This window comes from Pseudomonas sp. MF4836, assembly GCF_002018875.1.
Taxonomy (GTDB): domain Bacteria; phylum Pseudomonadota; class Gammaproteobacteria; order Pseudomonadales; family Pseudomonadaceae; genus Aquipseudomonas.
On record NZ_MVOL01000016.1, the window covers coordinates 126,310 to 151,702 of the forward strand.

At 65.2% G+C, this 25,393-nt stretch carries 25 protein-coding genes; 21 read left to right on the forward strand and 4 right to left on the reverse strand.

Annotation, left to right across the window (positions count from 1 at the left end):
- Positions 1-9 precede the first annotated feature (9 nt).
- The 17 genes from MF4836_RS29685 (at position 10) to MF4836_RS29765 (ending at position 17,459) form a co-directional block, all read left to right on the forward strand.
- On the forward strand, positions 10-660 hold the full coding sequence (locus MF4836_RS29685) for an amino acid ABC transporter permease (protein WP_020296188.1): 651 nt from the start codon (positions 10-12) through the stop codon (positions 658-660).
- Entirely contained in the window at positions 653-1,375 is a 723-nt protein-coding gene (locus MF4836_RS29690; protein ID WP_078473350.1) for an amino acid ABC transporter ATP-binding protein, read from the forward strand. The genes MF4836_RS29685 and MF4836_RS29690 overlap by 8 nt, the downstream gene beginning before the upstream one ends.
- A 9-nt stretch (positions 1,376-1,384) precedes the next feature.
- Positions 1,385-2,413, forward strand: a complete 1,029-nt coding sequence (locus MF4836_RS29695) for a trans-3-hydroxy-L-proline dehydratase (RefSeq protein WP_078473351.1) — start codon at positions 1,385-1,387, stop codon at positions 2,411-2,413.
- A 123-nt stretch (positions 2,414-2,536) separates the two neighbouring features.
- Positions 2,537-3,454, forward strand: a complete 918-nt coding sequence (locus MF4836_RS29700; protein ID WP_020296191.1) for a dihydrodipicolinate synthase family protein — start codon at positions 2,537-2,539, stop codon at positions 3,452-3,454.
- A gap of 72 nt (positions 3,455-3,526) precedes the next feature.
- Positions 3,527-4,930, forward strand: a complete 1,404-nt coding sequence (gene abaF, locus MF4836_RS29705; protein WP_078473352.1) for a fosfomycin efflux MFS transporter AbaF — start codon at positions 3,527-3,529, stop codon at positions 4,928-4,930.
- Positions 4,931-4,960: 30 nt separating this feature from the next.
- Positions 4,961-6,541 carry an aldehyde dehydrogenase (NADP(+)) gene (locus MF4836_RS29710; RefSeq protein WP_078473353.1) on the forward strand — a complete coding sequence of 527 codons (1,581 nt, stop codon included), beginning with the start codon at positions 4,961-4,963 and terminating at the stop codon, positions 6,539-6,541.
- 470 nt (positions 6,542-7,011) lie between these two features.
- A complete protein-coding gene (locus MF4836_RS29715) occupies positions 7,012-7,329 on the forward strand; it encodes a YXWGXW repeat-containing protein (protein ID WP_078473354.1) in 318 nt (105 codons plus the stop codon).
- A gap of 75 nt (positions 7,330-7,404) precedes the next feature.
- A complete protein-coding gene (locus MF4836_RS29720; RefSeq protein ID WP_078473355.1) occupies positions 7,405-7,986 on the forward strand; it encodes an RNA polymerase sigma factor in 582 nt (193 codons plus the stop codon).
- Positions 7,983-8,417: a hypothetical protein gene (locus tag MF4836_RS29725; RefSeq protein WP_078473356.1), complete on the forward strand. Its 435-nt coding sequence runs from the start codon at positions 7,983-7,985 to the stop codon at positions 8,415-8,417. The genes MF4836_RS29720 and MF4836_RS29725 overlap by 4 nt, the downstream gene beginning before the upstream one ends.
- Positions 8,414-8,896: a periplasmic heavy metal sensor gene (locus MF4836_RS29730; protein ID WP_078473357.1), complete on the forward strand. Its 483-nt coding sequence runs from the start codon at positions 8,414-8,416 to the stop codon at positions 8,894-8,896. The genes MF4836_RS29725 and MF4836_RS29730 overlap by 4 nt, the downstream gene beginning before the upstream one ends.
- 297 nt (positions 8,897-9,193) lie before the next feature.
- The gene (locus MF4836_RS29735) at positions 9,194-10,192 is read left to right on the forward strand and encodes an EamA family transporter (protein ID WP_078473358.1); all 999 of its coding nucleotides are present in this window, start codon (positions 9,194-9,196) and stop codon (positions 10,190-10,192) included.
- Positions 10,193-10,322: 130 nt separating this feature from the next.
- The gene (ampC, locus tag MF4836_RS29740; protein ID WP_078473359.1) at positions 10,323-11,495 is read left to right on the forward strand and encodes a class C beta-lactamase; all 1,173 of its coding nucleotides are present in this window, start codon (positions 10,323-10,325) and stop codon (positions 11,493-11,495) included.
- A gap of 341 nt (positions 11,496-11,836) precedes the next feature.
- The gene (gene pcsA, locus MF4836_RS29745) at positions 11,837-12,556 is read left to right on the forward strand and encodes a phosphatidylcholine synthase (protein WP_078473360.1); all 720 of its coding nucleotides are present in this window, start codon (positions 11,837-11,839) and stop codon (positions 12,554-12,556) included.
- Between the two features lie 123 nt (positions 12,557-12,679).
- Positions 12,680-13,189 carry a sigma-70 family RNA polymerase sigma factor gene (locus MF4836_RS29750; protein WP_020296863.1) on the forward strand — a complete coding sequence of 170 codons (510 nt, stop codon included), beginning with the start codon at positions 12,680-12,682 and terminating at the stop codon, positions 13,187-13,189.
- Between the two features lie 3 nt (positions 13,190-13,192).
- Complete coding sequence (locus MF4836_RS29755; RefSeq protein ID WP_078473361.1) at positions 13,193-14,146, forward strand: FecR domain-containing protein; 954 nt, start codon at positions 13,193-13,195, stop codon at positions 14,144-14,146.
- 276 nt (positions 14,147-14,422) lie between these two features.
- Positions 14,423-16,801, forward strand: a complete 2,379-nt coding sequence (locus MF4836_RS29760) for a TonB-dependent siderophore receptor (protein ID WP_443217480.1) — start codon at positions 14,423-14,425, stop codon at positions 16,799-16,801.
- Positions 16,802-17,066: 265 nt separating this feature from the next.
- Positions 17,067-17,459, forward strand: coding sequence for a VOC family protein (locus tag MF4836_RS29765; protein ID WP_078473363.1), 393 nt, complete (start codon positions 17,067-17,069; stop codon positions 17,457-17,459).
- A 10-nt stretch (positions 17,460-17,469) separates the two neighbouring features.
- Here MF4836_RS29765 and MF4836_RS29770 read toward each other — a convergent pair whose 3' ends face one another.
- The 3 genes from MF4836_RS29770 to MF4836_RS29780 are packed head-to-tail and all read right to left on the reverse strand — an operon-like array spanning position 17,470 to position 20,144.
- A complete protein-coding gene (locus tag MF4836_RS29770) occupies positions 17,470-18,210 on the reverse strand; it encodes a hypothetical protein (RefSeq protein ID WP_238596231.1) in 741 nt (246 codons plus the stop codon).
- 9 nt (positions 18,211-18,219) lie between these two features.
- Positions 18,220-18,591, reverse strand: coding sequence for a DUF1801 domain-containing protein (locus MF4836_RS29775; RefSeq protein WP_078473365.1), 372 nt, complete (start codon positions 18,589-18,591; stop codon positions 18,220-18,222).
- The gene (locus MF4836_RS29780; protein ID WP_078473366.1) at positions 18,588-20,144 is read right to left on the reverse strand and encodes a hypothetical protein; all 1,557 of its coding nucleotides are present in this window, start codon (positions 20,142-20,144) and stop codon (positions 18,588-18,590) included. The genes MF4836_RS29775 and MF4836_RS29780 overlap by 4 nt, the downstream gene beginning before the upstream one ends.
- 179 nt (positions 20,145-20,323) lie before the next feature.
- Between MF4836_RS29780 and MF4836_RS29785 the strand changes: the two genes are divergently transcribed.
- Positions 20,324-20,722: a hypothetical protein gene (locus MF4836_RS29785; protein ID WP_078473367.1), complete on the forward strand. Its 399-nt coding sequence runs from the start codon at positions 20,324-20,326 to the stop codon at positions 20,720-20,722.
- Positions 20,719-21,339, forward strand: coding sequence for a LysE family translocator (locus MF4836_RS29790; protein WP_078473368.1), 621 nt, complete (start codon positions 20,719-20,721; stop codon positions 21,337-21,339). The genes MF4836_RS29785 and MF4836_RS29790 overlap by 4 nt, the downstream gene beginning before the upstream one ends.
- 24 nt (positions 21,340-21,363) lie before the next feature.
- Here the strand turns inward: MF4836_RS29790 and MF4836_RS29795 are convergent, their stop codons facing one another.
- Positions 21,364-23,820, reverse strand: coding sequence for a hybrid sensor histidine kinase/response regulator (locus MF4836_RS29795; protein ID WP_078473369.1), 2,457 nt, complete (start codon positions 23,818-23,820; stop codon positions 21,364-21,366).
- Between the two features lie 251 nt (positions 23,821-24,071).
- Here MF4836_RS29795 and MF4836_RS29800 point away from each other — a divergent pair, with 251 nt between their 5' ends.
- Positions 24,072-24,893: a 5'-nucleotidase, lipoprotein e(P4) family gene (locus tag MF4836_RS29800; RefSeq protein WP_078473370.1), complete on the forward strand. Its 822-nt coding sequence runs from the start codon at positions 24,072-24,074 to the stop codon at positions 24,891-24,893.
- Positions 24,894-25,155: 262 nt separating this feature from the next.
- Positions 25,156-25,393: contractile injection system protein, VgrG/Pvc8 family (locus MF4836_RS29805; protein WP_274522651.1), on the forward strand; the 238-nt coding region annotated here is incomplete at its 3' end.

The window sequence follows — 25,393 nt, forward strand, 5'->3', positions numbered from 1 at the left end:
GGCGCATCCATGTTTTCCACCAGTCTTACCAGCAACGATGTGCTGTTCCTGCTCAGCGGGGCCTGGGTCACGGTACAACTGACCTTCTGGGCCATCATCCTCGGCTCGGTCGCCGGGCTGTTTTTCGGTTTGCTGCGGGCCCTGCTGCCGCGCGCCAGCCTGCCCCTGGCCTGGGTCCTGGACGTGTTTCGCAGCGTGCCGCTGTTGATCCAGTTCGTCCTGTTCAACTCGTTCAAAAGCATTGTCGGCCTCAACATCAGCGCCTTCAGCGTCGGCTGCATCGTGCTCGGGATCTACGCCGCCGCGTACTTCACCGAGATCGTGCGCAGCGGCGTGCTCGCGGTGCCGTTGACGGTGCGCCGCGCCAGTCGCTCCCTCGGCCTGAGTTACTTGCAGGACCTGCGCTGGATAGTGCTGCCGATGGCCTCGCGCGTGGCCTTCCCCGGCTGGCTGAACCTGGTCCTGAGCGTGATGAAAGACACCGCGCTGGTGATGTGGATCGGCATCGTCGAGCTGCTGCGCGCCTCGCAAACCATCGTCACCCGCATTCAGGAACCGCTGCTGGTGCTGTGCATCGCGGGCCTTATCTACTACGTCATGAGCCTGGTGGTCGCTCGCCTGGGCGCTCGTCTGGAAAGAAGGTGGCAAGAAAATGATTGAGATCGACAACGTATACAAATCCTTCGGCGACCTCGAAGTGGTCAAGGGCGTGAGCCTGACCGTGCAAAAAGGCGAAGTGGTGTCGATCATCGGTGGCTCCGGCTCCGGCAAGTCGACCCTGTTGATGTGCATCAACGGCCTGGAGCCGATCCAGAAAGGCAGCATCCGCGTCGACGGGGTTGAGGTGCACAACCGTGCCACCGACCTCAATCGCCTGCGTCAGCGCATCGGCATAGTGTTCCAGCAATGGAACGCCTTCCCCCACCTGACGGTGCTGGAGAACGTCATGCTCGCCCCGCGCAAGGTGCTCGGCAAAAGCCGTCAGGAAGCCGAGGCGCTGGCGGTCCAGCAACTGACCCATGTCGGCCTGGGAGACAAGCTCAAGACCTTCCCCGGCAAGCTGTCCGGCGGCCAGCAGCAACGCATGGCGATCGCCCGGGCCCTGGCCATGTCGCCGGACTACATGCTGTTCGACGAAGCCACCTCGGCCCTCGACCCGCAACTGGTGGGCGAGGTGCTGGACACCATGCGCATGCTCGCCGAAGACGGCATGACCATGGTCCTGGTGACCCACGAAATCCGCTTCGCCCGCGATGTGTCCGACCGCGTGGCGTTCTTCCGCAATGGCCTGGTGCATGAAATCGGTTCCCCCGACCAGGTCATCGGCAACCCCCAGCAGCCGGAAACGGCGGCCTTCCTCAAATCGGTCAAGTAGGAGCAGGCAATGCGTTCATCGAAAGTCATTCATGTGGTCAGCTGCCACGCCGAAGGCGAAGTCGGCGATGTGATCGTCGGCGGCGTCGCACCGCCCCCGGGGGCCACGGTGTGGGAGCAATCGCGCTGGATCGCCCAGGACCAGACCCTGCGCAACTTCGTGCTCAACGAACCGCGCGGCGGGGTGTTCCGCCACGTCAACCTGCTGGTGCCGGCCAAGGACCCACGGGCGCAGATGGGCTGGATCATCATGGAGCCGGCCGACACTCCGCCGATGTCCGGCTCCAACTCGCTGTGCGTGGCCACGGTGCTGCTCGACAGCGGCATCCTGCCGATGACCGAACCGCAGACGCACCTGGTGCTCGAAGCTCCCGGCGGCTTGATCGAAGTCGTGGCCGAGTGCCGCGATGGCAAGGTGCAGCGGGTGGAGGTGAAGAACGTGCCGTCATTCGCCGACCGTCTGGACGCCTGGATCGAGGTCGAGGGCCTGGGTTCGCTGCAGGTCGACACGGCCTATGGCGGCGACAGCTTTGTGATCGCCGATGCCCAGCGCCTGGGCTTTGCCATCCGCCCAGACGAGGCCCGGGAGCTGGTGGAGATCGGCCTGAAAATCACCCGCGCGGCCAACGAACAACTGGGTTTTGTGCACCCTCTGAACCCTGAGTGGTCGCATATTTCGTTCTGCCAGATCGCCGCGCCCATCGTCAATGAGAACGGCGTGGCCACCGGCGCCAACGCGGTGGTGATCCAACCCGGCAAGATCGACCGCTCCCCCACCGGCACCGGGTGTTCGGCGCGCATGGCGGTGCTCCAGGCCAAGGGCTTGATGCAGGTGGGCGAGCGCTTTATCGGGCGCTCGATCCTCGGTTCCGAGTTCCATTGCCGCATCGATTCCCTGACCGAAGTGGCCGGGCACCCGGCCATTTACCCGTGCATTTCCGGGCGCGCCTGGATCACCGGCACCCATCAATTGCTGCTCGACCCCAGCGATCCGTGGCCTGAAGGCTACCGGTTGTCGGACACCTGGCCCGGCGCCTGATTTCCAACCCTTTGATTTAAAGCGAGAAAGCCCGAAACCACGGGCCATTTGCAAAATACTGCTGGCCGACCTTAGGTCTTTCAAATATCGTATACGAAATACAATTAACAACCGGAGACTACTATGAGCAAGCGCATCAACTGGAGTGGCGTTTTCCCCGCGGTGACCACTCAATTCAATGACGACTTCTCCATCAACCTGGAGAAAACCCACCAGGTGATTTCCAACGTGATCCGCGACGGCGTCTCGGGCCTGGTGGTGTGTGGTTCGGTGGGCGAAAACACCTCGCTGACCGCCGAAGAAAAAATCGCCGTGACCGAAGTCGCGGTGGATGCCTCCCGCGGCCGGGTCCCGGTGATCTGCGGCGTGGCCGAATTCACCAGCGTGCAGGCGGCCAAGGTGGCCAACGCCGTGCGCAAGGTCGGGGTGGACGGGGTGATGCTGATGCCGGCCCTGGTCTACGGCTCCAAGCCATTCGAGACCGCCGAGCACTACCGCTACGTGGCCAAGAATGCCGACGTGCCACTGATGGTCTACAACAACCCGCCGATCTACAAAAACGACGTGACCCCGGACATCCTGATTTCCCTGGCCGACTGCGACAACGTGGTCTGCTTCAAGGATTCTTCCGGCGACACCCGGCGTTTTATCGACGTGCGCAATGAAGTCGGCGACCGCTTCGTGCTGTTCGCCGGCCTCGACGACGTGGTCCTGGAAAGCCTGGCGGTGGGTGCCGAGGGCTGGGTCTCGGGCATGTCCAACGTGTTCCCCAAGGAAGGCGAAACCATCTTCCGCCTGGCCAAGGCCGGCCGTTACGAAGAAGCCATGCCGATCTACGAATGGCTGATGCCGATCCTGCACCTCGATGCCCGCCCGGACCTGGTGCAGTGCATCAAACTGTGTGAAGCCATCGCCGGTCGCGGCAGCGCCCTGACCCGTCCGCCACGCCTGGCCTTGCCGCAAGCCGATCGCGAGTTCGTCGAGCGCATCATGGCCAAGGCCCTGGCCAACCGTCCGCATCTGCCGGACGTCGGTCTCTGAGTGGGTGCCGGGCCGGCCTATACGGCCCGGCCCGGCTTGCCCGTTACTGCGCCCCCCACAGGAAACGCCAGCATGTCCACTCTTCCAGCCTCCCCCGCTTCCTCGAACCACACCACTCCATCGGGCCTGAAACGGGTCGTGGCCGCCGCCATGGCCGGTACAGTCGCCGAATGGTATGAATTCTTCCTGTATGGCACCGCCTCGGCCCTGGTCTTCGGCCAGTTGTTCTTCCGCCAGACCGACAGCCCCATCGACGGCATCATCGCCGCCTTCGCCCTCTACGCCGTGGGCTTTCTTGCACGCCCCCTGGGCGGCCTGGTGTTCGGTCACTACGGTGACAAATTCGGACGCAAGCGCCTGCTGCAACTGAGTTTGGTGGTGGTCGGCATCACCACCTTCCTCATGGGCTGCCTGCCCGGTTTCGACAGTATCGGCTACGCCGCGCCAGTGTTACTGGTGCTGCTGCGGCTGATCCAGGGCTTCGCCTTTGGCGGTGAATGGGGCGGCGCGATTCTGCTGGTCTCCGAACACTGTCCGGACAACCGTCGCGGCTTCTGGGCCAGTTGGCCCCAGGCCGGGGTTCCGGCCGGCAACCTGGTGGCCACCGTGGCGCTGTTGCTGCTGTCGTCGAACCTGTCCGAAGAACAGTTCCTGTCCTGGGGCTGGCGCGTGGCGTTCTGGTTCTCGGCGGTGGTGGTGCTGATCGGCTACTGGATCCGCACCAGTGTGGATGACGCGCCAATCTTCAAGGAAACCCAGGCCCGCCAGGCCAAAAACAAGGTCCAGCAGCTGGGGGTGGTCGAAGTCCTGCGCCACCACTGGCGGTCGGTGCTGGTGGGGATTGGCGCGCGCTTTGCGGAAAACATCCTGTATTACACCGTGGTCACCTTCTCCATCACCTACCTCAAGCTGGTGGTGCACAAGGACACCACCGAGATCCTGCTGCTGATGTTCGGCGCGCACCTGCTGCACTTTTTCATGATCCCGCTGATGGGCTACCTGTCGGATCTGGTGGGGCGCAAACCGGTGTACCTGACCGGTGCCGTGCTCACCGCGTTCTGGGGCTTTGTCGGCTTTCCGATGATGGACACCGGCAACAACTGGCTGATCATGGCCGCCATCACCCTGGGCCTGGCCATCGAGTCCATGACCTATGCGCCCTACTCGGCGCTGATGGCCGAGCTGTTCCAGACCCACGTGCGCTACACCGCGTTGTCGCTGTGCTACCAGGTGGCGCCGATCTTCGCCGGCTCCCTGGCGCCGCTGATCGCCATCACCCTGCTGAACAAGTACCACAGCTCCACACCCATCGCCTGGTACCTGGTGGGCGCCGCGCTGATCTCCATCGTCGCCGTCGGCCTGACCCGCGAGACCCGGGGCAAGTCGCTGCATCAAGTGGATGCCGAAGCGGCCGTGCGGGTTGCCGCCCACGATGCTGCGCAAACCGCCCCGGGCCGGGGTAATTCGCTGGCCTGAGCCATGAACCCACCACTCAAGGAGCCTTGCATGACCCAGATCATCGGCCACAACTACATCGGCGGCGCCCGCAGCGCCGCCGGCAACCGCACCCTGCACAGCCATGACGCCAGCAGTGGCGAAGCCCTGCCCTACCGCTTTACCCAGGCCACCGAGGCCGAAGTCGATGCCGCCGCTCGCGCCGCAGCGGCGGCCTACCCGGCATTTCGCAGCCTGGCGGCCAGCCGCAGAGCGCAATTTCTGGACGCCATCGCCGAGCAACTGGATGCCCTTGGCGATGATTTCGTGGCCCTGGTGGGTCGCGAAACCGCGCTGCCGGCCGGGCGGATCCAGGGCGAGCGCGGGCGCACCAGCGGCCAGATGCGGCTGTTTGCCGAAGTGCTGCGCCGGGGTGATTTTTACGCCGCGCGGATCGACCGCGCCCTGCCCGAACGCCAGCCGCTGCCCCGGGTCGACCTGCGCCAATGCCGCATGGGCGTCGGCCCGGTGGCGGTGTTTGGCGCCAGCAACTTCCCCCTCGCTTTCTCCACCGCCGGCGGCGATACCGCTGCCGCGCTCGCCGCGGGCTGCCCGGTGGTGTTCAAGGCCCACAGCGGCCATATGGCCACGGCCGAGTGGGTGGCCGATGCGATCCTGCGCGCCGCCGAACAGACCGGCATGCCGCCGGGGGTGTTCAACATGATCTATGGCGCCGGGGTCGGCGAGGCCCTGGTCAAGCACCCGGCGATCCAGGCCGTGGGCTTTACCGGTTCGCTCAAGGGTGGAAGGGCCCTGTGCGACATGGCCGCCGCCCGGCCGCAGCCGATCCCGGTGTTTGCCGAGATGAGCAGCATCAACCCAGTACTGGTACTGCCGGAAGCGCTGCGGGTGCGCGGTGAGAAAATCGCCGCCGAACTGACGGCTTCAGTGGTCCAGGGCTGTGGTCAGTTCTGTACCAACCCGGGGTTGGTGCTGGGCCTGCGCAGCGCGCAATTCAGCGCATTCAGCGAACGCCTCGCGGCGCTGCTGGGGGAACAGCCGGCGCAGACCATGCTCAACGCCGGAACCCTGGCCAGTTACGCCAAAGGCGTGGCAGCGCTGCATGAGCATCCGCGCATCCAGCACTTGTCCGGGCGTGAGCAACAGGGGCCACAGGCGCAGCCGCAGTTGTTCAAGGCCGATGTCAGCCTGTTGCTGGAGGGTGACCCGTTGTTGCAGGAAGAGGTGTTCGGCCCGGCCACGGTGCTGGTGGAAGTGGCGGACATGGCGCAACTGCAACAGGCCTTGCAGGCCCTGCACGGGCAACTGACGGCGACCCTGATTGGCGAGGCCGATGAGTTGCAGGGCCATGGCGAGCTGCTGGCGCTGCTGGAACAGAAGGTCGGCCGGGTGCTGTTCAACGGCTACCCGACCGGGGTCGAAGTCTGCGATGCGATGGTCCATGGCGGCCCTTACCCGGCCACCTCGGATGCCCGCGGAACCTCGGTCGGCAGCCTGGCCATCGAGCGCTTCCTGCGCCCGGTGTGCTACCAGAACTGCCCCGACGCCCTGCTCCCCGAAGCCCTGCAAAACGCCAACCCCTTGCACCTCAACCGCCTGATCGACGGCCAAAACAGCCGCAGCGCCGTGTAACCGCAGCCTGGCGGCAGCGGCTACAGCGTTCGGCTTCCGCCTGTAGCCGCTGCCGCCAGGCTCGGCTACAGGTGCTGTTCCTTCTCTCAACGGTGGTAGCCATACCCATAACGCCAGCAGCATGGATGAGGGTGGCCGTAGAAGACGCAGCCGTTGAGGGTCAACAGCACCGCGACACAAGCGAGTAATTTAAGACAGCGGGACATGGAAAATTCCTCATGGGTTCAATGGCGGTAGCCCTGCAGCAAGCCAGGAACGGCAACAACGTTCTCTGCCCTGGTAACCCTTGAACGGGGGCAGTGCCCGGAATCCGTCGGCCGCTGCCGAGATTTTTCATGCCGCCGAGGGCCCGCCATGCAATGGGCGGCCCGGTGAAAAAAAACAGCGTGGCTCGCGACGGATCTTTTCCCTATCTATCGTTCAACCCATCAGCTGCGTTCATTGGCGAACGCAGGCCTGAAGGAGTTGCCATGAAGCTTGCCCGCCCCCTGCTTGCGTTACGCCATGCCTTGCTGATTCCGCTGGCACTCATGGCCCTGGCGAGTGCCCCGTCCTATGCCCAGACCGAGGTCATCATTCGCCAGGCGCCGCCGCCCATGCAGTACGAGCGCACGCCCGGGCCACGCCCCGGCTACGCCTGGGATCGTGGGCATTGGCGCTGGAGCGGTCGCGGTTATGTCTGGGCTCCCGGCTATTGGCAGCCGATGCGCGGCGCGCGCTGGATACCCGGCCACTGGCAGGCGCGCGGGCCGAACTGGTACTGGAAAGAAGGCCATTGGGTGCGCTGAGCCTGTGACCGGCGCCTGGCCCCCGTGCCCGGCGCCAGCCCCTGCTACCCGGCCAACGCACCGAGAACCGCCGATTTGAACGAACCTGATCCGGACATCGAGTTGTTGACCCGCATCGGCAACAACGAACCCCAGGCTGTCGATGAAATGGTGTCGCGCAAGCTACCGCGCCTGCTGGCCCTGGCCGGGCGCCTGCTGGGTGACGCCGATGAAGCCCGGGACGTGGCCCAGGAAAGCTTTCTACGGATCTGGAAACACGCCGCCAGCTGGCGCGCCGGCCAGGCACGTTTCGACACCTGGCTGCACCGGGTGGCCTTGAACCTGTGCTACGACCACCTGCGGCGGCGCAAGGAGCGGCCCTGGGCCGACGCCGACGAACTGCCCGAAGTGATCGACCCGGCGCCGCGCCCCGAGGAGCAACTGGAGGCCAGTGCCCGCAGCGCGCAAATGGAAGCAGCCCTGGCTGCGCTGCCCGAGCGCCAGCGCGAAGCCATCGTGCTGCAGTACTACCAGGAGCTTTCGAACATCGAGGCCGCGGCGCTGATGAACATCAGCGTCGATGCCCTGGAAAGCCTGCTCTCGCGGGCCCGGCGCAACCTGCGCAGCTACCTTGCCGAACCATCCGGTACTGCCGACCTAGGAAGGGGAAAACCATGACGCCCGAACGCTTTGGTCACTTAGCCGACGCCTACGGTGCCGACTTGCGACGCTGGCCCGTCGCCGAACAAGCCGCAGCCCAGGCCCTGCTTGCCAGCGGCGCGGGCCCGGTGCAGGACGCCTTGCGCCAGGCCCGCGAGCTCGACCAGTGGCTCGACAGCCATCAACTGGCGCCCTCCCCTGCGGGCCTGGCCCACCAGATCGCGGCCAGTGCGCCCCGGCCTCGACCGCGCTCGTTCTGGCAGCGCTATGCAGGCTGGCTGTCGCCGGCGGGATTTGTCGGGGTCGGCCTGGCGGGGATCGGCGCCGGGATGCTGGTGGTGTCCCTGAGCCTGCCATTGCACAGCTCGCCCGAAGCCCTGCCGAGCATCTTCGAACAGAGCGATGCCGAGATCATTCTGAGTACCCCAGCCGAGGAGATCGAACAGTGACCCAGCCCAACAAGCCCCTGAAAACCCTGCTGGTGGTGTCGCTGCTGCTCAACGTATTCCTGGTGGGCGGCCTGGCCGGTGGCCTCTACCAATGGCTGGGGCACAACCGGGCGCAACCCCTGGCCGTGGCGGAGCCCCAGCACGGCCTGCGCAAGGCCCTGGTGCAACTGCCGGATGTCAGCCGCCAGCAACTGCGCCAATTGCTGCGCCAGACCCGCATCGACAGCCAACCGTTGCTCCTGGCCGGGCGCCAGGCGCGGCTGGATGTGGTCGAGCGCCTGCAGCAACCGACCCTCGACCGCAATGCCCTGGACGCCGACCTGGGGCGCGCTCGGGAAGCCGACAGCGCGCTGCGGGCCCGGGTCGAAACCGCCCTCGCCGACTTTGCCGGCAGCCTCAGCCTGGAAGACCGGCAGAAGCTCGCCGACTCGCTGTACATGCGCGGCCAGGGCAAGGCTCGTCCAGGCAACAAGCACTAAGGCGCCGGTGCTACCCGGCGCCGGCGTTTGAACCAGGCCCGACCGTTTATGGGGTCGCCGTGGTCGAGAGTCAGTCATACGACCTCATGACTGATTTGCACGACAGCGCTCGCCCGAGACTTCCTCCCGAACATCTCCTTACTCCCCCCGCATTGCAATTCCATGGCGACTACAGGGTTGTCTCCCCTGGACGATTGCGGTACAAAGCCCAAGCCAAGTTGTACGACAACATAATAAAAAACCCACTCCGTCCGGCTTCAGCCCTGACCCGGCTCCCCGCGTTCGAGACTCACTGCCATGTCCCTGCCCACTGCCTCGCCTGCTGCTCCCGTCGCCTTTTCCCGTCCACTCGCGGTGCTGATCCTGCTGTGCATGGGCTGTGCCTTCGCCGGCAACCATGTGGCGGCGCGGGTCGCCTTCGACGATGGGGCCGGGGTGCTGCTGGCGATTCTGCTGCGCTCGGGCGGGACCTTGCTGGTGCTGGCCGGCCTGGTGCTGTGGCAGCGCCAGAGCATTCGCCTGGCCCCAGGCGCCTGGCGCTGGCAATTGCTGCTGGGGCTGCTGATCGCGGCCCAGAGCCTGTGCCTGTATTCGGCGGTGGCACGGGTGCCGGTGGCCCTGGCGTTGCTGGTGGCCAACGTCTTCCCGATCCTGCTGGCGCTGCTCACCTGGGCCCTCGGCGGCCCGCGCCCTACCGCGCGCACGGCGGCGCTGATGGCGATGATCCTGGTGGGGCTGGTGCTGGTGCTCGACGTGCCGGGGCGCCTGGCGGCCAGCACCGAGGTCGGCCCGCAATGGCTGCTGGGGGTGGGCCTGGCGTTCTGCGCCGCCAGCGTCTTTGCCTGCGCGCTGTGGATCACCGATCACCGGCTGTCCCAGGTGCGCGGCTCGGTGCGCAGCCTGCTGACGATCCTGGTGGTGTTCAGCAGCGTCAACCTGGCCGGCCTCAGCGGCGCCCTGCCCGGCGGCCTCGACCTGCCGCAAAGCAGCACCGGCTGGCTGGCCCTGGCGACCCTGGTGGTGCTGTATGGCACCGGTTTTATCGTGCTGTTCATGTCGGTGCCGCGCCTGGACATGCCGCGCAATGCCCCGGTGATGAACATCGAACCCCTGGCCACCTTGCTGATGGGCTGGCTGGTGCTGGACCAGATGCTCAATGCCGGGCAGATCCTGGGCGGCGCCATCGTGGTCGGCGGCATTGTGCTGCTGACCTGGCGCAAGGCCCAGCCGGCCCCCGCCGTTGCCCCTCAGCCACGCGCCGGTGCGGTGCGCAACGAGGTGGCGCAGGGCGACTGACGGCCACGGAGCATGGCGGCTGCAGGGTGTTGCCCAGGGACGGTGCAGGTTATGCTCGTCGCCCGACCCGCCACAGGGGCCTGGCGCGCTTTGCGGCCAACCCCTCGAACATCACGGAAAAACAGCAATCATGGGCGAAAAAACCCGAATCACCCTGGCCGCCCTCGGCACCTGCGTCGCCCTGCTGGGCACTGGCCACTGCCTGGCCGCCGCCCCCGACGCGCATCAGCTCAAGGCCTTGGTCGATGCCACGATCAAACCGGTGATGCAGGCCCAGGACATCCCTGGCATGGCAGTCGCCATCAGCATCGACGGCCAGGCCCACTACTTCAATTACGGCGTGGCCTCCAGGGAGAACCGGCAGGCGGTGAGCAACAGCACCCTGTTCGAGATCGGCTCCCTGAGCAAGACCTTCACCGCAACACTCGGCGCCTACGCCCAGGCCACTGGCAAACTGACCCTGAGCGACGCCGCCAGCCAGTACCTGCCGGCGTTGCGCGGCAGCGCGCTGGAGCACATCAGCCTGTTGCAACTGGCGACCTACAGTGCCGGCGGCCTGCCGTTGCAGTTCCCGGACGACGTCAAAAGCGCCGAGCAGACCCTGGACTACTACAACACCTGGAAACCGACCTATCCCCCCGGCAGCCAGCGCCTGTATTCCAACCCGAGCATCGGCCTGTTCGGCTACCTGGCGGCACGCAGCCTGGGCCAGCCGTTCGAGACCCTGATGAGCAATACCCTGCTGCCCAAGCTCGGGCTCAAGCACAGCTACCTCCAGGTTCCGCAGGACCAGCAGCACCTGTACGCCCAGGGCTACACCCAGGCCAACCAGCCGATCCGGGTCGGCGCCGGCCCGCTGGACGCCGAAGCCTACGGCATGAAGACCAGCTCCAGCGATCTGCTGAGCTTCGTCCAGAGCAACCTGCAACCCGAACCCCTGGAACCGGCGTTGCAGCAGGCGATCGCCCTCACCCACAGCGGCTACTACCGGGTCGCTGACATGACCCAGGGCCTGGGCTGGGAGATGTACGCCTACCCGATCAGCGAGCAGAAGCTGGTGGAAGGCAATTCATCAGCGATGGCCCTGCAACCCCACGCCGTCAAATGGTTGAACCCGGTGCAAGCACCCCAGGCACAGATGCTGCTCAACAAGACCGGTTCCACCAACGGTTTCGGGGCCTACGCGGCCTTCGTTCCCGGGCAGCACATTGGCATCGTGATGCTGGCCAATAAAAACTACCCCAACGCCGAACGGGTCAAGGCTGCGCGCACCATTCTTCAAGCGTTGCAGGCCAAGCCCTAGGCCACCACAACGTCCGGTAGCCGCTGCCGAGGCACAAGGCTGCGCTGGCCGGCATGGGCGCCGTGTTTTATCGGATGTACCGGGCGTCGGTGAGGGCCAGCGTCCGAACGCGGCCCTAGCCTTCGGCAGCGGCTACGGAGATTCGGGCAGGCCCTCGCCACGAGGGAACGGGATGCGCGGCTTTGGCCTATCAAAAGTCGTTCACCGCGCACGGCGATTTCTCACTAAACTGCGCTGAACCTTATCGTCCAATGTCCGGTCGATAGTTGCACCCTGGCCTGGGCCGTGGCGACCTTGTCGACGAGGATCGTTGGCCTGCACTACTTCCTGGAGAACCTCCCGTGATATCGACTCTACACATCGCCAGGCTCAAAGCATGGGGCGCCCATGGGTTCACCGCGACCGGCGTGGTAACGGCCTTTCTCGCCACCCTCGCGCTGTTCGACAACCAGCCCAAAGCCTGCCTGATCTGGCTGGGCGTGGCGCTGCTGGTGGACGGGGTCGACGGCTCGCTGGCGCGCAAGGTCAACACCCAGTCGGTGCTGCCCAATATCGACGGTTCAGTACTGGACCTGGTGATCGACTACCTGACCTACGTGTTTATCCCCGCGCTGTTTATCTACCGCTACATCGCCCTGCCCGACTACACGCCGCTGCTGGCCACCTCGCTGATCCTGGTGTCGTCACTGTTCTGCTTCTGCAACGTCAACATGAAAAGCAAGGACAACTACTTCCAGGGCTTCCCAGCCGCCTGGAACGTGGTCGCGCTGTGCCTTTACATCATCGCCCCACCGGCCTGGCTGACCCTGCTGAGCATCATCGGCCTGGCCCTGCTGACGTTGTCGCGAATGAAGTTCCTGCACCCGTTCCGCGTGCGGCGCTTTATGCCGATCAATATCGCCGTGACCTTTATCTGGCTGTTGTGCAGCCTGCTGCTGGTACTGCGCCACCCGGATGAAAGCCCGGCGGTGATGGTGGTGTGGCTGGCGATGTCGGCGTACTTCCTGGGTATTTGCCTGTGGCGCAGCTCGGTGGAATGGCTGGACCGCTCCCGCAGCTAAACCTTCCCGCCTCCCCCTGGCGCTCGCTGCAATCGTGCAGCGGGCGCGGTTGAATCTTGCCAAACCATTGCACCTGCAAGAAAATGAGATGCATTATCAAATGCCTCCGCAATGGTCCCGCCCATGTCGCCCCCCGATCTCTCGCAGCAACACGCCGTGCACACGCTTTACCAGGAGCACCATTCATGGCTGTGCGGCTGGCTGCGCAAGAAGCTTGGCTGCGTGGAGAACGCCGCCGACCTGGCCCAGGACACGTTCGTGCGCGTCATGACCCAGCGCAAGGCGCCGGAGTTGCGCGAGCCGCGGGCCTACCTGAGCACCGTCGCACGCAGCCTCATGATCGACATGTTCCGCCGCCGAGGCCTGGAGCAGGCTTACCTCGAAGCGTTGATGGCGCTGCCCGAGCCGGTGGATATCTCGCCGGAAACCCGGGCCTTGATCATCGAGACCCTGGTGCGCATCGACACCCTGCTCGACGGCCTGGGCGGGCGCACCCGGGAGATCTTCCTGCTGGCCCAGCTCGACGGTCTGAGCTATGTGGAGATCGGCCGCCGCCTGCAGGTTTCGGTCAACACCGTGAAAAAACACGCGGTCCGCGCCCTGACCCACTGCCTGCTGGCACTGGAGGACTGAGCCATGGCGCAGCCGCAAGCACTCGACTACGCCACCCTGGAAGCCGCCGCCCGCTGGTACGTCGACCTGCGCTGCGAAGCCCGCAGCGAGGCCCTGCACGAAGCCCACCGGCGCTGGCTGGAACATGACCCGCGCCACGTACTGGCCTGGGAGCGCATGGGCCGTTTGCAGGCCACCTTCGACCAGGCACCCGCGGGCCTGGCGCGCCCGGCCTTGAACGGTGCCCGGGCCAAACGCCGCGAAGTGCTCAAGCTGCTGTCGCTGCTGCTGGCCAGCGGTTGCGTGGGCACTCTGGCCTGGCGCACCACGCCCCTGCCGACCCTGGTGGCCGACCAGCGCACCGCCACCGGCGAGCGCCGACGGGTACGCCTGGACGATGGCAGCCAACTGCAACTGAACACCGCCACCGCACTGAATATCCGCTACAGCGCCAACCTGCGGGAACTGCAGTTGCTCAGCGGGGAAATCCTCATCGAGACCGCCCGCGACGCACTGGCGCGGCCGTTTGTGGTGCACACCGCCCAGGGCAGCGTGCGCGCCCTGGGCACGCGTTTTATCGTGCGCAGCGAGGCCGGGACCAGCTCGGTGAGCGTGCAGCAGCACGCAGTGGAGGTACGCCCCGCCGACCTTCCGGGCGCCGTGCTGCGGGTCGAGGCCGGGCAGCAGTTGAGCTTTGCCGATGACCGCCTGGGCACGCTGCAACCGGCGGCGCCCTATGCCGATGCCTGGACCCGCGACATGCTGCTGGTCAGCGACCGCAGCCTCGGCGAATTCATTGCCGAACTGCAACGCTACCGCCCGGGCCACCTGGGCTGCGACCCGGCCGTGGCGACACTGCGGATTTCCGGGACCTTCCAGTTGCGCGATCTCGACACCGTGCTCGATAACCTGACCACCACCCTGCCGGTGCGCATCAGCCGCTTCAGCCGCTACTGGACCCAGGTCGAACCGGCCTGAAGCGGCCCGTCTACCGCGCCCCTCTACCCCCGGACAAAAAAGCCGAAAGTTTTTTCGGCCCAGGGGTTGTTGATTTTTATTCTCATGCGACTTGCTAGGTAGAGGCGCACAGACGCCGCCATCCACTGCCAATGGGCGAAAGGAAACCGCATGTCCCCTAGCAAGCCGACTCCCTCGTGTCACCCCCACCCCCACAGCCAGCGCTCTGCCCTTGATCTTCCGGCGCGCGCCCTGCGCCGCAGCCTGCTGGGCCTGGCCCTGAGCACCCCGCTGGCGATGCTGGCGCTGACCACCAGTGCCTGGGCGCAAACCACGGGCGAGTTGGAGTTCGATATTCCCGCCGGCGCCCTGGATGTGGCCCTGGCCAAGTTCGCCGCCACGGCGGGGGTGACGGTGTCCTTCGAACCGGCCTCGGCCCAGGGTCGGCAGACGGCTGGCCTGCACGGGCGCTTCGCCTCGGACGCGGCCCTGCAACAGCTGCTGGCCGGCAGCCGGTTGCAGGCGGTGCGCCAGGCCAATGGCAGCTACTCCTTGCTGCCGGTGAGCCAGGACGGCAGCCCTCTGCAACTGGACGTCACGAGTATTTCCGGCAAGGCCGCCGAATCGGCCTGGGGCCCGGTGGACGGTTATGTTGCTACCCGCAGCGCCACCGGGACCAAGACCGACACCCCGCTGCTGGAAATCCCCCAGGCCATCAACGTGGTCACCGCCGACCAGGTCCAGACCCAGGGCGCGCGCAACCTGAGCCAGGCCCTGCGCTATACCCCGGGCCTGGCGGTGAACGGGTTTACCGACCGCAACAACATTGCCGACGAGATCACCAGCCGCGGTTTCGCCCCGACCCCGCTGTACCTCGACGGCGCCTACCTGCCCTACGCCGGCAGCCTCGGCGGTGCGCCGCAGATCGACCCCTATACCCTGGAACGGATCGAAGTGCTCAAGGGCCCGTCATCGGTGCTCTATGGGCAGAACCAGCCCGGCGGCCTGATCAACATGGTGTCCAAGCGCCCCACCAGCGAGCAGCGCAACCAGGTCAAGCTGGGCGTCGGCAGCTACCACCGGGTCAATGGTGCGTTCGACCTCAGCGGCCCGCTGGATGAACAGAAACAGTTTTCCTATCGCCTGGTCGGTCTGAGCAAGAAAGGCAACGACCAACTGGACCACACCAACAGCCAACGCAGCCTGCTGGCGCCGAGCCTGACCTGGAACCCCAACGACGCCACCAGCCTTACGCTGTATGCCCAGGCCCAGCGCGATGACGGCCTGGCCGACTACCAGGCGCTACCGGCCATTGGCTCGCTGACGCGCGGGCCCAACGGCAAGAAAATCGACCGTGACCTGTTTCTCGGCGACTCCCATTACAACAACTACAAGCGCGACCAGTACGTGCTCGGCTATGACTTCAGCCACGCGTTCAGCGACGACCTGAAATACCGCCAGACCGCGCGCTATATCGACACTCGCGACGCTTACCGGGGCTTCTACCTCAGCCGTTTCGTGGTCAACGGCGGCGTCACCGACTACACCCAGGCCACCCGCACCAAACTCGACTGGCAACAGCACAACAGTGCCTACACCCTCGATAACAACCTGGAGTACCACTTCAATACCGGCCCCCTGGAACACACCACGCTGGTGGGCCTGGACTACCGCAACTTCAACCGCAAGTACACCGGCTACAACGCCTACGGCGTGCTGCCGATCAACCTCTACGGACAGAACAACAACTACAACACCGACAGTGTGACCCCGAGCCTGACCACCCAGTGGGACAACACCATCCGCCAGACCGGCCTCTACGCCCAGGACCAGATCAAGCTCGATCAGTGGATCCTCACCGTGGGTGGGCGCAAGGACTGGGCCGAAGTGGAAAACAAGGACCTGCTGGCCCACTCCATCGTCGAGCAGAAGGACCAAAAGCTCACCGGCCGCGTCGGCCTGACCTACCTCACCGACTTTGGCCTGGCGCCCTACGTCAGCTACTCGCAGTCGTTCCTGCCGACCATCGGCACCAGCGCCCCGGACCGCGGCGGCCAGCCCTTCAAACCGACCGAGGGCGAACAGTATGAAGTCGGGGTGAAATACCAGCCGAACGACAAGACCCTGATGACCGCCTCGGTGTTCCAGATCACCCAGAAAAACGTCAAGACCGGCGACCTGGACTACCCCGAGTACGAGATCCAGGACGGCGAAGTGCGCTCGCGCGGGGTGGAGCTGGAGCTCAAGTCCAGCATCGACAACATCGACATCCTGGCCGCCGCGACCTACATCGACGCGTTCTACACCAAGACCAATTACCCCTCCGACAAGGGCAACCGCAGCGAGGCCCAGGCCCCGGTCTCGGCCACCTTGTGGGGCAACTACCACTTCACCCGGGCGTTGCTCAACGGCCTGACCGTGGGCCTGGGCGCGCGCTACACCGGGAAGAAACCCGCCGACTCGGCCAACAGCTTCACCACCCCGTCCTTCGTGGTCTACGACAGCACCATCAGCTACGACATGGGCAAGCTGACGCCAAGCCTGCGCGGCTTGCAGACCAGCCTTAACGTGCAGAACCTGTTCGACCGCGAATACATCTCGGACTGCAACTACTCGTTTGGCTGCTACTACGGCCAGGAACGCGTGGCCTCCCTGGAAATGACCTACGACTGGTAAACCCCGGGTTTCAACGACGCGGCAAGGGTGTCAGCATGGCCCCCTTGCCTCATGCCAGTCAGTTAAGGGCAAGCACTGTCATTGTGGCGAGGGAGCTTGCTCCCGCTGGGCCGTGTAGCGGCCCCAAAAATGGGACTGCTACGCCCCGGAGCCCCGGCCGGCCCCACGGGAGCAAGCTCCCTCACCACAGGTCATGTTTCGTTCGCTCTAGCGCTTAACTGATCGGCATTAGCCCCCTTGCCGCTGTCATTTCAGGAGAAGCCCCATGCTGTCCCATGTATTTATCGGCGTGAACCAGTTCGAAAGCGCCCTGGCGTTTTATCAGCCACTGATGGCGGCGCTGGGCCTGGAAGTGAAGTTTCTCGATCACCAACACCCCTGGGCCGGCTGGAAACACCCCGAGCACGAGCGGCCACTGTTCGTTATCGGCCGGCCGTTCGACGGTGAACCGGCTGCTCCCGGCAACGGCCAGATGTTTGCCCTGCTGGCCGCCGACCGCGCCACCGTCGACCGCGCACATGCCCTGGCCCTGAGTCTCGGCGCCCACTGCGAAGGCCCGCCGGGCCTGCGCCCGCACTACCACGCCGAGTACTACGGCAGCTATTTGCGCGACCCCGAGGGCAACAAGCTGTGCCTGGTGTGCCACCACGACCGCTGAGGGTTGGCGGCTACTGTGGGAACAACTCGATATGGCCTTCGACCAGGGCCAGCAGCGCCGCGTCCAGGCTTGACCGCAGGCGCTGGTAGGTCTGCTCGCAGGCGGCGAACAGCGGGTCCTGGCTGATGTTTGATACGGGATCAGACTGCTGCTCCCGTCGCTGGCGCTGGCGCAGGTCGGCCTGTTCCATGGCCGCCGCCAGCTCATCGAGTTGCAACCGACGCAGCTCGGCCAGCACCAGGGGCAGATGGAAGTACAGGGCACAGTCGAAGCCTTCCCACTCTTCGTAACTGAGCCATTCATGCAGGGTCATAAAGCTGCGCAAGGGCGCTGGCAACGCCTGCAACTGATCCAGGCACAACCAGTACTCGCGCTTGAGGCCATGCACCGTTTCGACGGCGCCGGCGATCAGGCCCAGGGCCCGATCCGGGTCGCGGTGATGGGTCCGCAGCATGCGCTGGGTCAGGCTGAAACGCGCTTCCTCCAGGGCCACCAGGGCCCGCGGCAACTCGTAGCCAGCCGCACGCAGGTACGCCTCGGCTTGTGCGGCAGGCAAGCCTGACTGAGCCACCAGATGTTGCACGGTCTCGGCCCGGAAGCGCTCGGCGGCCAAGGCCACATCGCCGGCACAATGTTGCAGCAGGGTCCGTGCATGGCGCACGCCCACCGGCACCGCCTGGCGCAGTTGCTGCAATGCCTGGAGTTGGGTGCTGTCCATCGCTCTGTCGGCCTCGTTATCGGATGCAGTCATGGGCCCGCCCTAGCCCGCCAGTTGCCAGGCCTGGGCCAGTAAGTCGGCCAGCCGTGGGTCCCGGGCGTCATCCAGGGTGCGCACCTTGCGATGCCGGCGAAACTTGCCGCCGCCCTCCAGCAACTGTTCCGGGTCTTGCAACAGATAGCCCTGGCTGAACTCCAGCGTCACATGCTCGCGGTAGGCATAAATGCCGCAGAACGGCTGCGCCTGGCTGAACAGGATGCCGCCGTACTTCACCGTTTCACTGGCCATCGGGCACACCTTCAGCACCTGTTCCCGCAGGCATTCCACCAGGGCCTGCAGCTCGGGCTGGGCCAGGCGCAAGTCATGCAGCAGGGCCTGCAGCGGATCCTGGGGCAAGTCTGTGTCCTTGTTCATCGAGCCCCCGGCTCCACAAAAAGCGGCGCGCCGTAGCGCTTGAACGAGCGCGTGGAAGATTCCCCGACCTGGTGCCACCAACTGAGCTCCATGGCACCCCGGGCGTCCATGCGCGTGGCGATTCTTTCGGCAATCAGCGGCTCGCCGTCGAACTGCCGGACCACCGTCAGCGGCGGGCTCCAGCTCTGCTTGTCGGCGCTGAAGCGGGTGACTTGCACCTCATCCATCGGTGCGCTGCCAGGCCGTGAGCCCGAGGCGTTCCAATACCCGATCAGGTTCCAGACCAGCATGATATTGCCCGCTGCATCGACCTCGGGCGTGGTGAAAAACGGGGTCTGCCAGCGCTGCAGAGACGCCAGGGTCAGGGGCGCGCTCCAGGCCTGGCGCGCCGCCTCATAGCGGGTGACCTGGATGCCCGCTTCCGGGCTGTTCCAGAGCGTCACCGCATTGCCCGCCGGGTCCATGGCCAGGGGTGGAAAACCGTCGAGGTTGCTGCGCTCGCGCTGTGGGTCATCGAGCTGGGTCTGCTGCCATTTGTCCGTACGCGGGGTGTAGTGGGCAGAAAACAGGCCGTCGGTCTGATACCACAGCACCGCCACATCGCCACGCCGGGCGCCCGCCACTACCGGTCGGCCCACCATGTAGTCGGACGTCGCGAGCGATCGCGGGCGGCTCCATTGCTTGGCTTGCGGGTCGTAGCGCGCCACCAGCAACGATGCCTCGAACGAGCGGGAAAACAGAAACGACTTCACACTTTGCTGACGCCAGGCGAGCGTGGCGAAACCGGAATCATCCACCACCAGCCGCTGCGCATCGACGCCGTAGGAGCGACTGCCGATATCGCGATTGACCTTTTGCGGTTCGCTCCAGGTCTGCTGCCGGGCGTCATAGCGGGTACTGCGCAGCTCATGGGGGATGGGCGAACCCGGGGTCGCTGAGCCTCGGGGCTGCTGGTCCCAGGCCACGAACACATTGCCCTGGGCGTCGATGCCGGTCACCGGGCCGATGGACTTGTTGGTCGTGTCCCCCGGGTAGTTTCGATCCAGGCGCAACGGCGCGCCCCAACGCCCGCTGTCGGCCTGGTAGCGCACGCTGAGCACGGTATTGCCGATCTCGCTCTCGGGGCTCCAGACCACGGTCAGGTTGCCTTGCCCGTCGGCCACCAGCGAAGGCGCGAACACATGGAAGCGTTCGTTGCCCTGGGCCAGGATGGTCTGCTCATCGCTCAAGCGGCGGCTGCCGGCCTCATAGCGCGCGGTCTTGAGCAGAAAACGCGCACCGCTTTCAGGGAACTCGAACCAGACCACCATGACCTTGCCATCGCCACCGAGCGGCGACTGGTACTGGAACTGACGCGAATAGTCGCCGTGGCCGACCTGCTCGCTCCAGCCTTGGCCGGCTGTCTGTGCCTGCATGGACACCGGGGTCGGGCGCGGCGCGGGGGGCGACTGTTCACTGGCCTGGAGCGCCGCCGGCAAACAACAGCTCAACAGGCCCAGCAACATCGGCAGGGCGGCTCTGGCCGAGGCCCGGTAGGGTGCGATTCCTTTCACTTGAACATCCTGTCTGAGGGGGGGCACCGATAACGACCGTCATCCGCGCGCCGAGGGATTCTCCTGAAGTCGGGGGCAAGAGGCAACCCGGGACTGTCGACAGCGCAACGCTATAGACGGGCCGAGGGTGCAGCGGCGAGTATTGGCCCTTTCGCCGCACACACCTGGATTGATCCCTTATGAGCAAACTCGCCTGCTGCTGTGGACATGTGATCGTCGACCAGACCGACGACCTGCCGTACAAGGCCAGCCTGCTGCGGGACCAGGAAGAATCCATATTCCAGGAGCGTACCCAGGACAGCGTCAAGCGCTTGCTGAAGGCGGTCGGCAACAATGGACTCGACCAACTGGTCGTCGAGCAGTACGGCAACACGCCCTGGAGGCCCCGACCCGATGAGCTGTTCCAGGATCAATTCACCAGCATCCAGGTCGCCTCGATGACCAGCCTGTATGAGTGCCAGAACTGTGGCCGCCTGTGGGTCCAGCGACCGGGCAGCCAGCAGTTCGCCTCCTTCACCCCCGACAGCGGCCAGTACCTGGCCGTGTTGGCCAACCCCGTGCCCGAGACACCTGAATGAACACCGCCACGCTGCTGCTCTACACCACCAGTTGCCTGATCGGCGCACTGATTCCCGGCCCCACTTCCTTGCTGGCCATGGCCAACGGCACCTCGCGCAATGGCCGGCTGGTGGCGGTGGGCATGGCCGGTGCGGCGCTCTCGGATATCTTGATCATCGCCGCGGTCGGCCTGGGCCTGGGGGCGATGTTGATGGCTTCGCAGAACCTGTTCCTGGCCCTGAAATGGTTTGGCGTGGCGTACCTGGCCTGGCTCGGCATTCAGTTGTGGCGCAGCCAGCCCCGGGCCCTCGACCCCGCGGCCATGGCCGGCGGCAGCCGCGGCGGCGAGGTGTTCTGGCGCAGTTTTTCAGTGGCCCTGACCAACCCCAAGGTGCTGCTGTTTTTCACCGCCTTCCTGCCGCAGTTCATCGACCCCAGCCAACCGACCCTGGTGCAGTACGCGCTGCTGGCGCTGGTCTCGGCAGTGGTGGATATCCTGGTGATGGGGCTCTACGCCGCAGGCGGGGTGCAGGCGGCGAAGATCCTCACGCAAACCGGCATGCGCCGGCTCAACCGCTGCTGCGGCGCGACCATGCTTTCGCTGGCGGCGTTCCTGGCGGTCTACCGCAGGAGCTGAAAACGCCTGACGGGCCCCTGCGCCTCAGGCGTCCTGGCGCGCCCCGCCGGACTGGATCGCCACGCTCAGCGCCTGGGCCAGGGCGTCCACTGAGTAGGGTTTCTGCAAAAACACGAACTCCCGCGACCCGCCCTGGGCCAGGGCCGGGCTGTAGCCACTGGTGAGGATCACCGGCAGCCCGGGGTACAACCGGCGAATTTCCTCGGCCAGCTCGATGCCGCTCATGCCGGGCATCAATACATCGGAAAACACCGCTTGGAACGGCGTGGTGCCCTGGGCCAGCAGCTTCAGGGCCTCGGCGGCGCTGGTGGCCCATTGCGCGCGATAGCCCAGTTCAACCAACGCCTGGGCCAGCAAGCCGCCGACCTCGGTATTGTCCTCGACCATCAGCAGGGTCGCGCCCTGGCCGTCGATCCGCTCCGGGCTGGCTGCCCTCGGTTGCGCGGCTTCCGGCGCCTGCAGCGAACGCGGCAGGTACAGGGTAAAACGCGTACCCTGCCCCGGCTGGCTGTCGACCAGCAACTCGCCACCGGACTGCTTGGCGAAACCGAACACCTGGGACAAGCCCAACCCCGTGCCCTTGCCCACTTCCTTGGTGGTAAAAAACGGCTCGAAAATACGCTCGATCTGCGCCGGGTCGATGCCCGAACCGGTGTCGGCCAGGGACACCGCGACAAACTCCCCCACCACCCCGGCATACAACCCCTTGGCCGGGGTGCAGTGCGCCCGCTCGACAGTGATTACCAGCAGGCCCTCGCCCTGCATCGCGTCGCGGGCGTTGACCGCCATATTGATCAGCGCGGTATCGAACTGCCCGGCATCGGCATGAATGAAGCACGGCTCGGCGGGCAGCTCGATCCGCAGCTCGATGCAGGCCCCCAGCAACGGGTTGAGCATATCGGCCACGGCTTGCACGCTGTGGCCGACGTCAAATGTGTGAGGTCGCAGGTTCTGCTGTCGGGCATAAGCCAGTAACTGCCCGGTGAGCTTGCTGGCCCGCTCGACGGTGTCGGAGATCGCCTCGATGTAGCTCAGCCGCCGCTGCTCGCTGAGGTTGCGCCGCAGCAGGTCGGTGGAGGACTTGATCACCGTCAGCAGGTTGTTGAAGTCATGGGCCACACCACCGGTGAGCTGCCCCATGGCTTCCATCTTCTGCGCCTGGCGCAGCACGTCTTCGGTCTTGCGCAAGGCTTCGGCGGCTTCGCGCTCGCCCTGGACGTCACGGCCCACGGCATGAATATGGGTGCGGTCCGGCACGGCCGACCAGGACACGCTGCGGTAGGAGCCGTCCTTGTGCCGGTAACGCCCCTCATAGCTGGAAAAACTCACCCCGCGCGCCAGCTCAGCCACCACCTGGGCCGCAGCCACCCGGTCCTCCGGGTGCAGCAGTTCGTAGGCGCTTTGCCCCAGCAACTCGGCCTCGCTCCAGCCCAACAACTGGGTCCAGGCCGGGTTGGCGGCGACAATCGTGCCGTTGAAATCGGCAACGATCATCAGGTCGGCAGACAGGCGCCAGATCCGGTCGCGCTCCTGGGTGCGCTGCTGCACCCGTTGCTCCAGGGAATCGTTGAGTTGCCGCAACTGCTCCTCGGCCTGGCGCGTGGCGCTGATGTCGCGGGAGATGCACAGGATCTTCTCCGGCCGGCCCTCGGCATCGAGCATCGGCGTGACTTGCACGTCCCACCACTTGCGAGTGCCCAACAGGGTTTCGGCCACGCCCTGGAAGCGCGCCGCGCGGCCTTCCTGGGCCGCCGCAATCGCTGACCGCGCATCGGTGTTGCCCTGGTTCTGCCAGAAATCGGGCCACGGGCAGCCCCGGATCGCATTGAAGTCACTGACCTCCATGACCCGCATCCCGCCTTCGCTCATAAAGGACAGCTTGCCGTCCAGGTCCAGGACCTTGATGCAGTCATTGCTGCTGGCCAGGACGCGGGTATTGAGTTCACGGGTCTCGCGCAGCGAGGACTCGGTCAGCCGGGCATGCTCGGCCAGCAGCACCTGATCGCTGGTTTCCACGGTGCAGCACAACAGGCCGACCACCGTGTGTTGCTGTTCGTCGTAGACCGGGCTCATGGAGAACGACCACCAGGTCTGATCTTCTCCGGGAAAGCGCTGCATGCGGATCGGCATGTCTTGCAAGCGACAGGACTGGCCTCGATAAACCTGCTCCACCAATGGCTGGACCTGAGGCCAGGCATCGGCCCACAGGGTCTCGATGGTTTGCCCCAGCGCGGTGTCCAGGCGCGGGCCGAGCACCGGTTCATAGGCGTCATTGAACAGGAACATTTTTTCCGGCCCCCAGAGCAGGTACATGCTCTCGGGCGACTCCAGCATCAAACTCAAGGTGCTGCGCAACAGGCTCGGCCACTGCTCGATAGGCCCCAGGGGCGAGGTCGACCAGTCATGGGCACGGATCGCAGCGCCCGCCTTGCCGCCGCGAGGGACTGGGTTGCTGGGGATGGCGGGAGAAGACTCATTCATGGACGGAACACTGCAAAGAAGGAGGTATGGACGCTGTGGACCGCTGGTGCAGCGCAGAATACCCGAGCCGTAGGGCCGACGATAGTTAATGCCGCCGTCTGATGGCCATTGGCTTCGCCATAGCGCCCGCAGCAGATTGCGTCGCGATGTTATGCAAAGGCGACCCGGGCATTGAGTGGCCCGCCCGCTTGCTATAGAACCCATTGGCGGCCCGCGCCGCGCCTGCGCTCATTTGCCCTGAAGGTTCGCCCATGACACTCAATAACAAGAAGATCCTGCCCCTGGCCCTCTCACTCCTGCTGCTTCAAGGCGGCGCCGCATTCGCCGCCGAGGCACCGGCCTCGAACCTGCTGACCGCCGCCGTGGCCTGGAAGCAGACCGCCGCCGAGTTCCAGGCCCTGTATTACCAGGGTTTCAACATCGCCCGCCTGCGCCTGGACCAGGCGTTGCAAGCGCACAAGGCCGGCGACAAACCCCTGGCCATCATCAGCGACATGGACGACACCGTGCTCAGCAGCAACAGCTACTGGGGCTACATGATCAACGCCGACCAGGAGTTTTTCGACGATGCGGCCTGGGATAAATGGGTCGCCGAAAACGGCCCGGTGGCCACCCCGGGCGCCGTGGAGTTTCTCGATTACGCCAAGTCCAAGGGCGTCGAAGTGTTTTACGTCACCAGCCGCGATCAGGGCGAAAAAACCTACGAATACGCCCTGGCCAACCTGCGCAAGAACGGCCTGCCGTTCGCCGACGAGCAGCACCTGACGGTGTACCGCGACAGCTCGAACAAAGAGCCGCGCCAGCAGGAAATCGCCAAGGACCATCAAGTGGTGGTGATGCTCGGCGACAACCTCAACGACTTCAAACGAAAATACTACGTGGCCGACGTCGAACAACGCCGCGCCCTGATGACCGCCGACAAGGCCCAGTTCGGACAGCAATTCATCCTGTTCCCCAACCCCACCGACGGCCATTGGCTGAAAGCGATCTTCGGCGACTCCGAGCCCCCGGCCAGCGCCGAAAACCGCGCCAAGTTCAAGGTCGCGGCGGCGTCTACGGCGTGGAAGCCGTGAGGGGTTAAGCAGCGGCTCTTGGCCAATGCGCCCGTGCGTGGCTCAGGATGACGAAGGGCTGAACAGCAGAGAGTCAGACTAAATATCGCGCGATTTAAGCGACATTTCTCTGTGTTTTTCAGTGACTTCTGATATCCACGAGCCCCGTAAAACCTGCACGCTCCTGCCCGCTAAACCCAAGCACGTCCACTTTGAGTGACGTGCAGTCAAGCACCGATTGTTCTTTCGCTTGATGTGGGTGACAAGTTGCCGGGAGCACACCATGCCAAGCCAATCCGATCTGCGTTTTACCTTCAGCGTTGGCAACGAGTCCTTTGACGTTGTTGAGTTCACCTTGCACGAAGGCTTGTCCGAGACCTTCCACCTCGCGGTTGAACTGACCAGTGCCAATCCGGCCATCGACTTTGGGCAGGTGCTGGATCGGTCCGCGCTGCTGACCCTCTGGCACGGCGAGACGCCAGTGCGCTATGTGCATGGCGCCGTGTCCTCCTTCGTGCAGC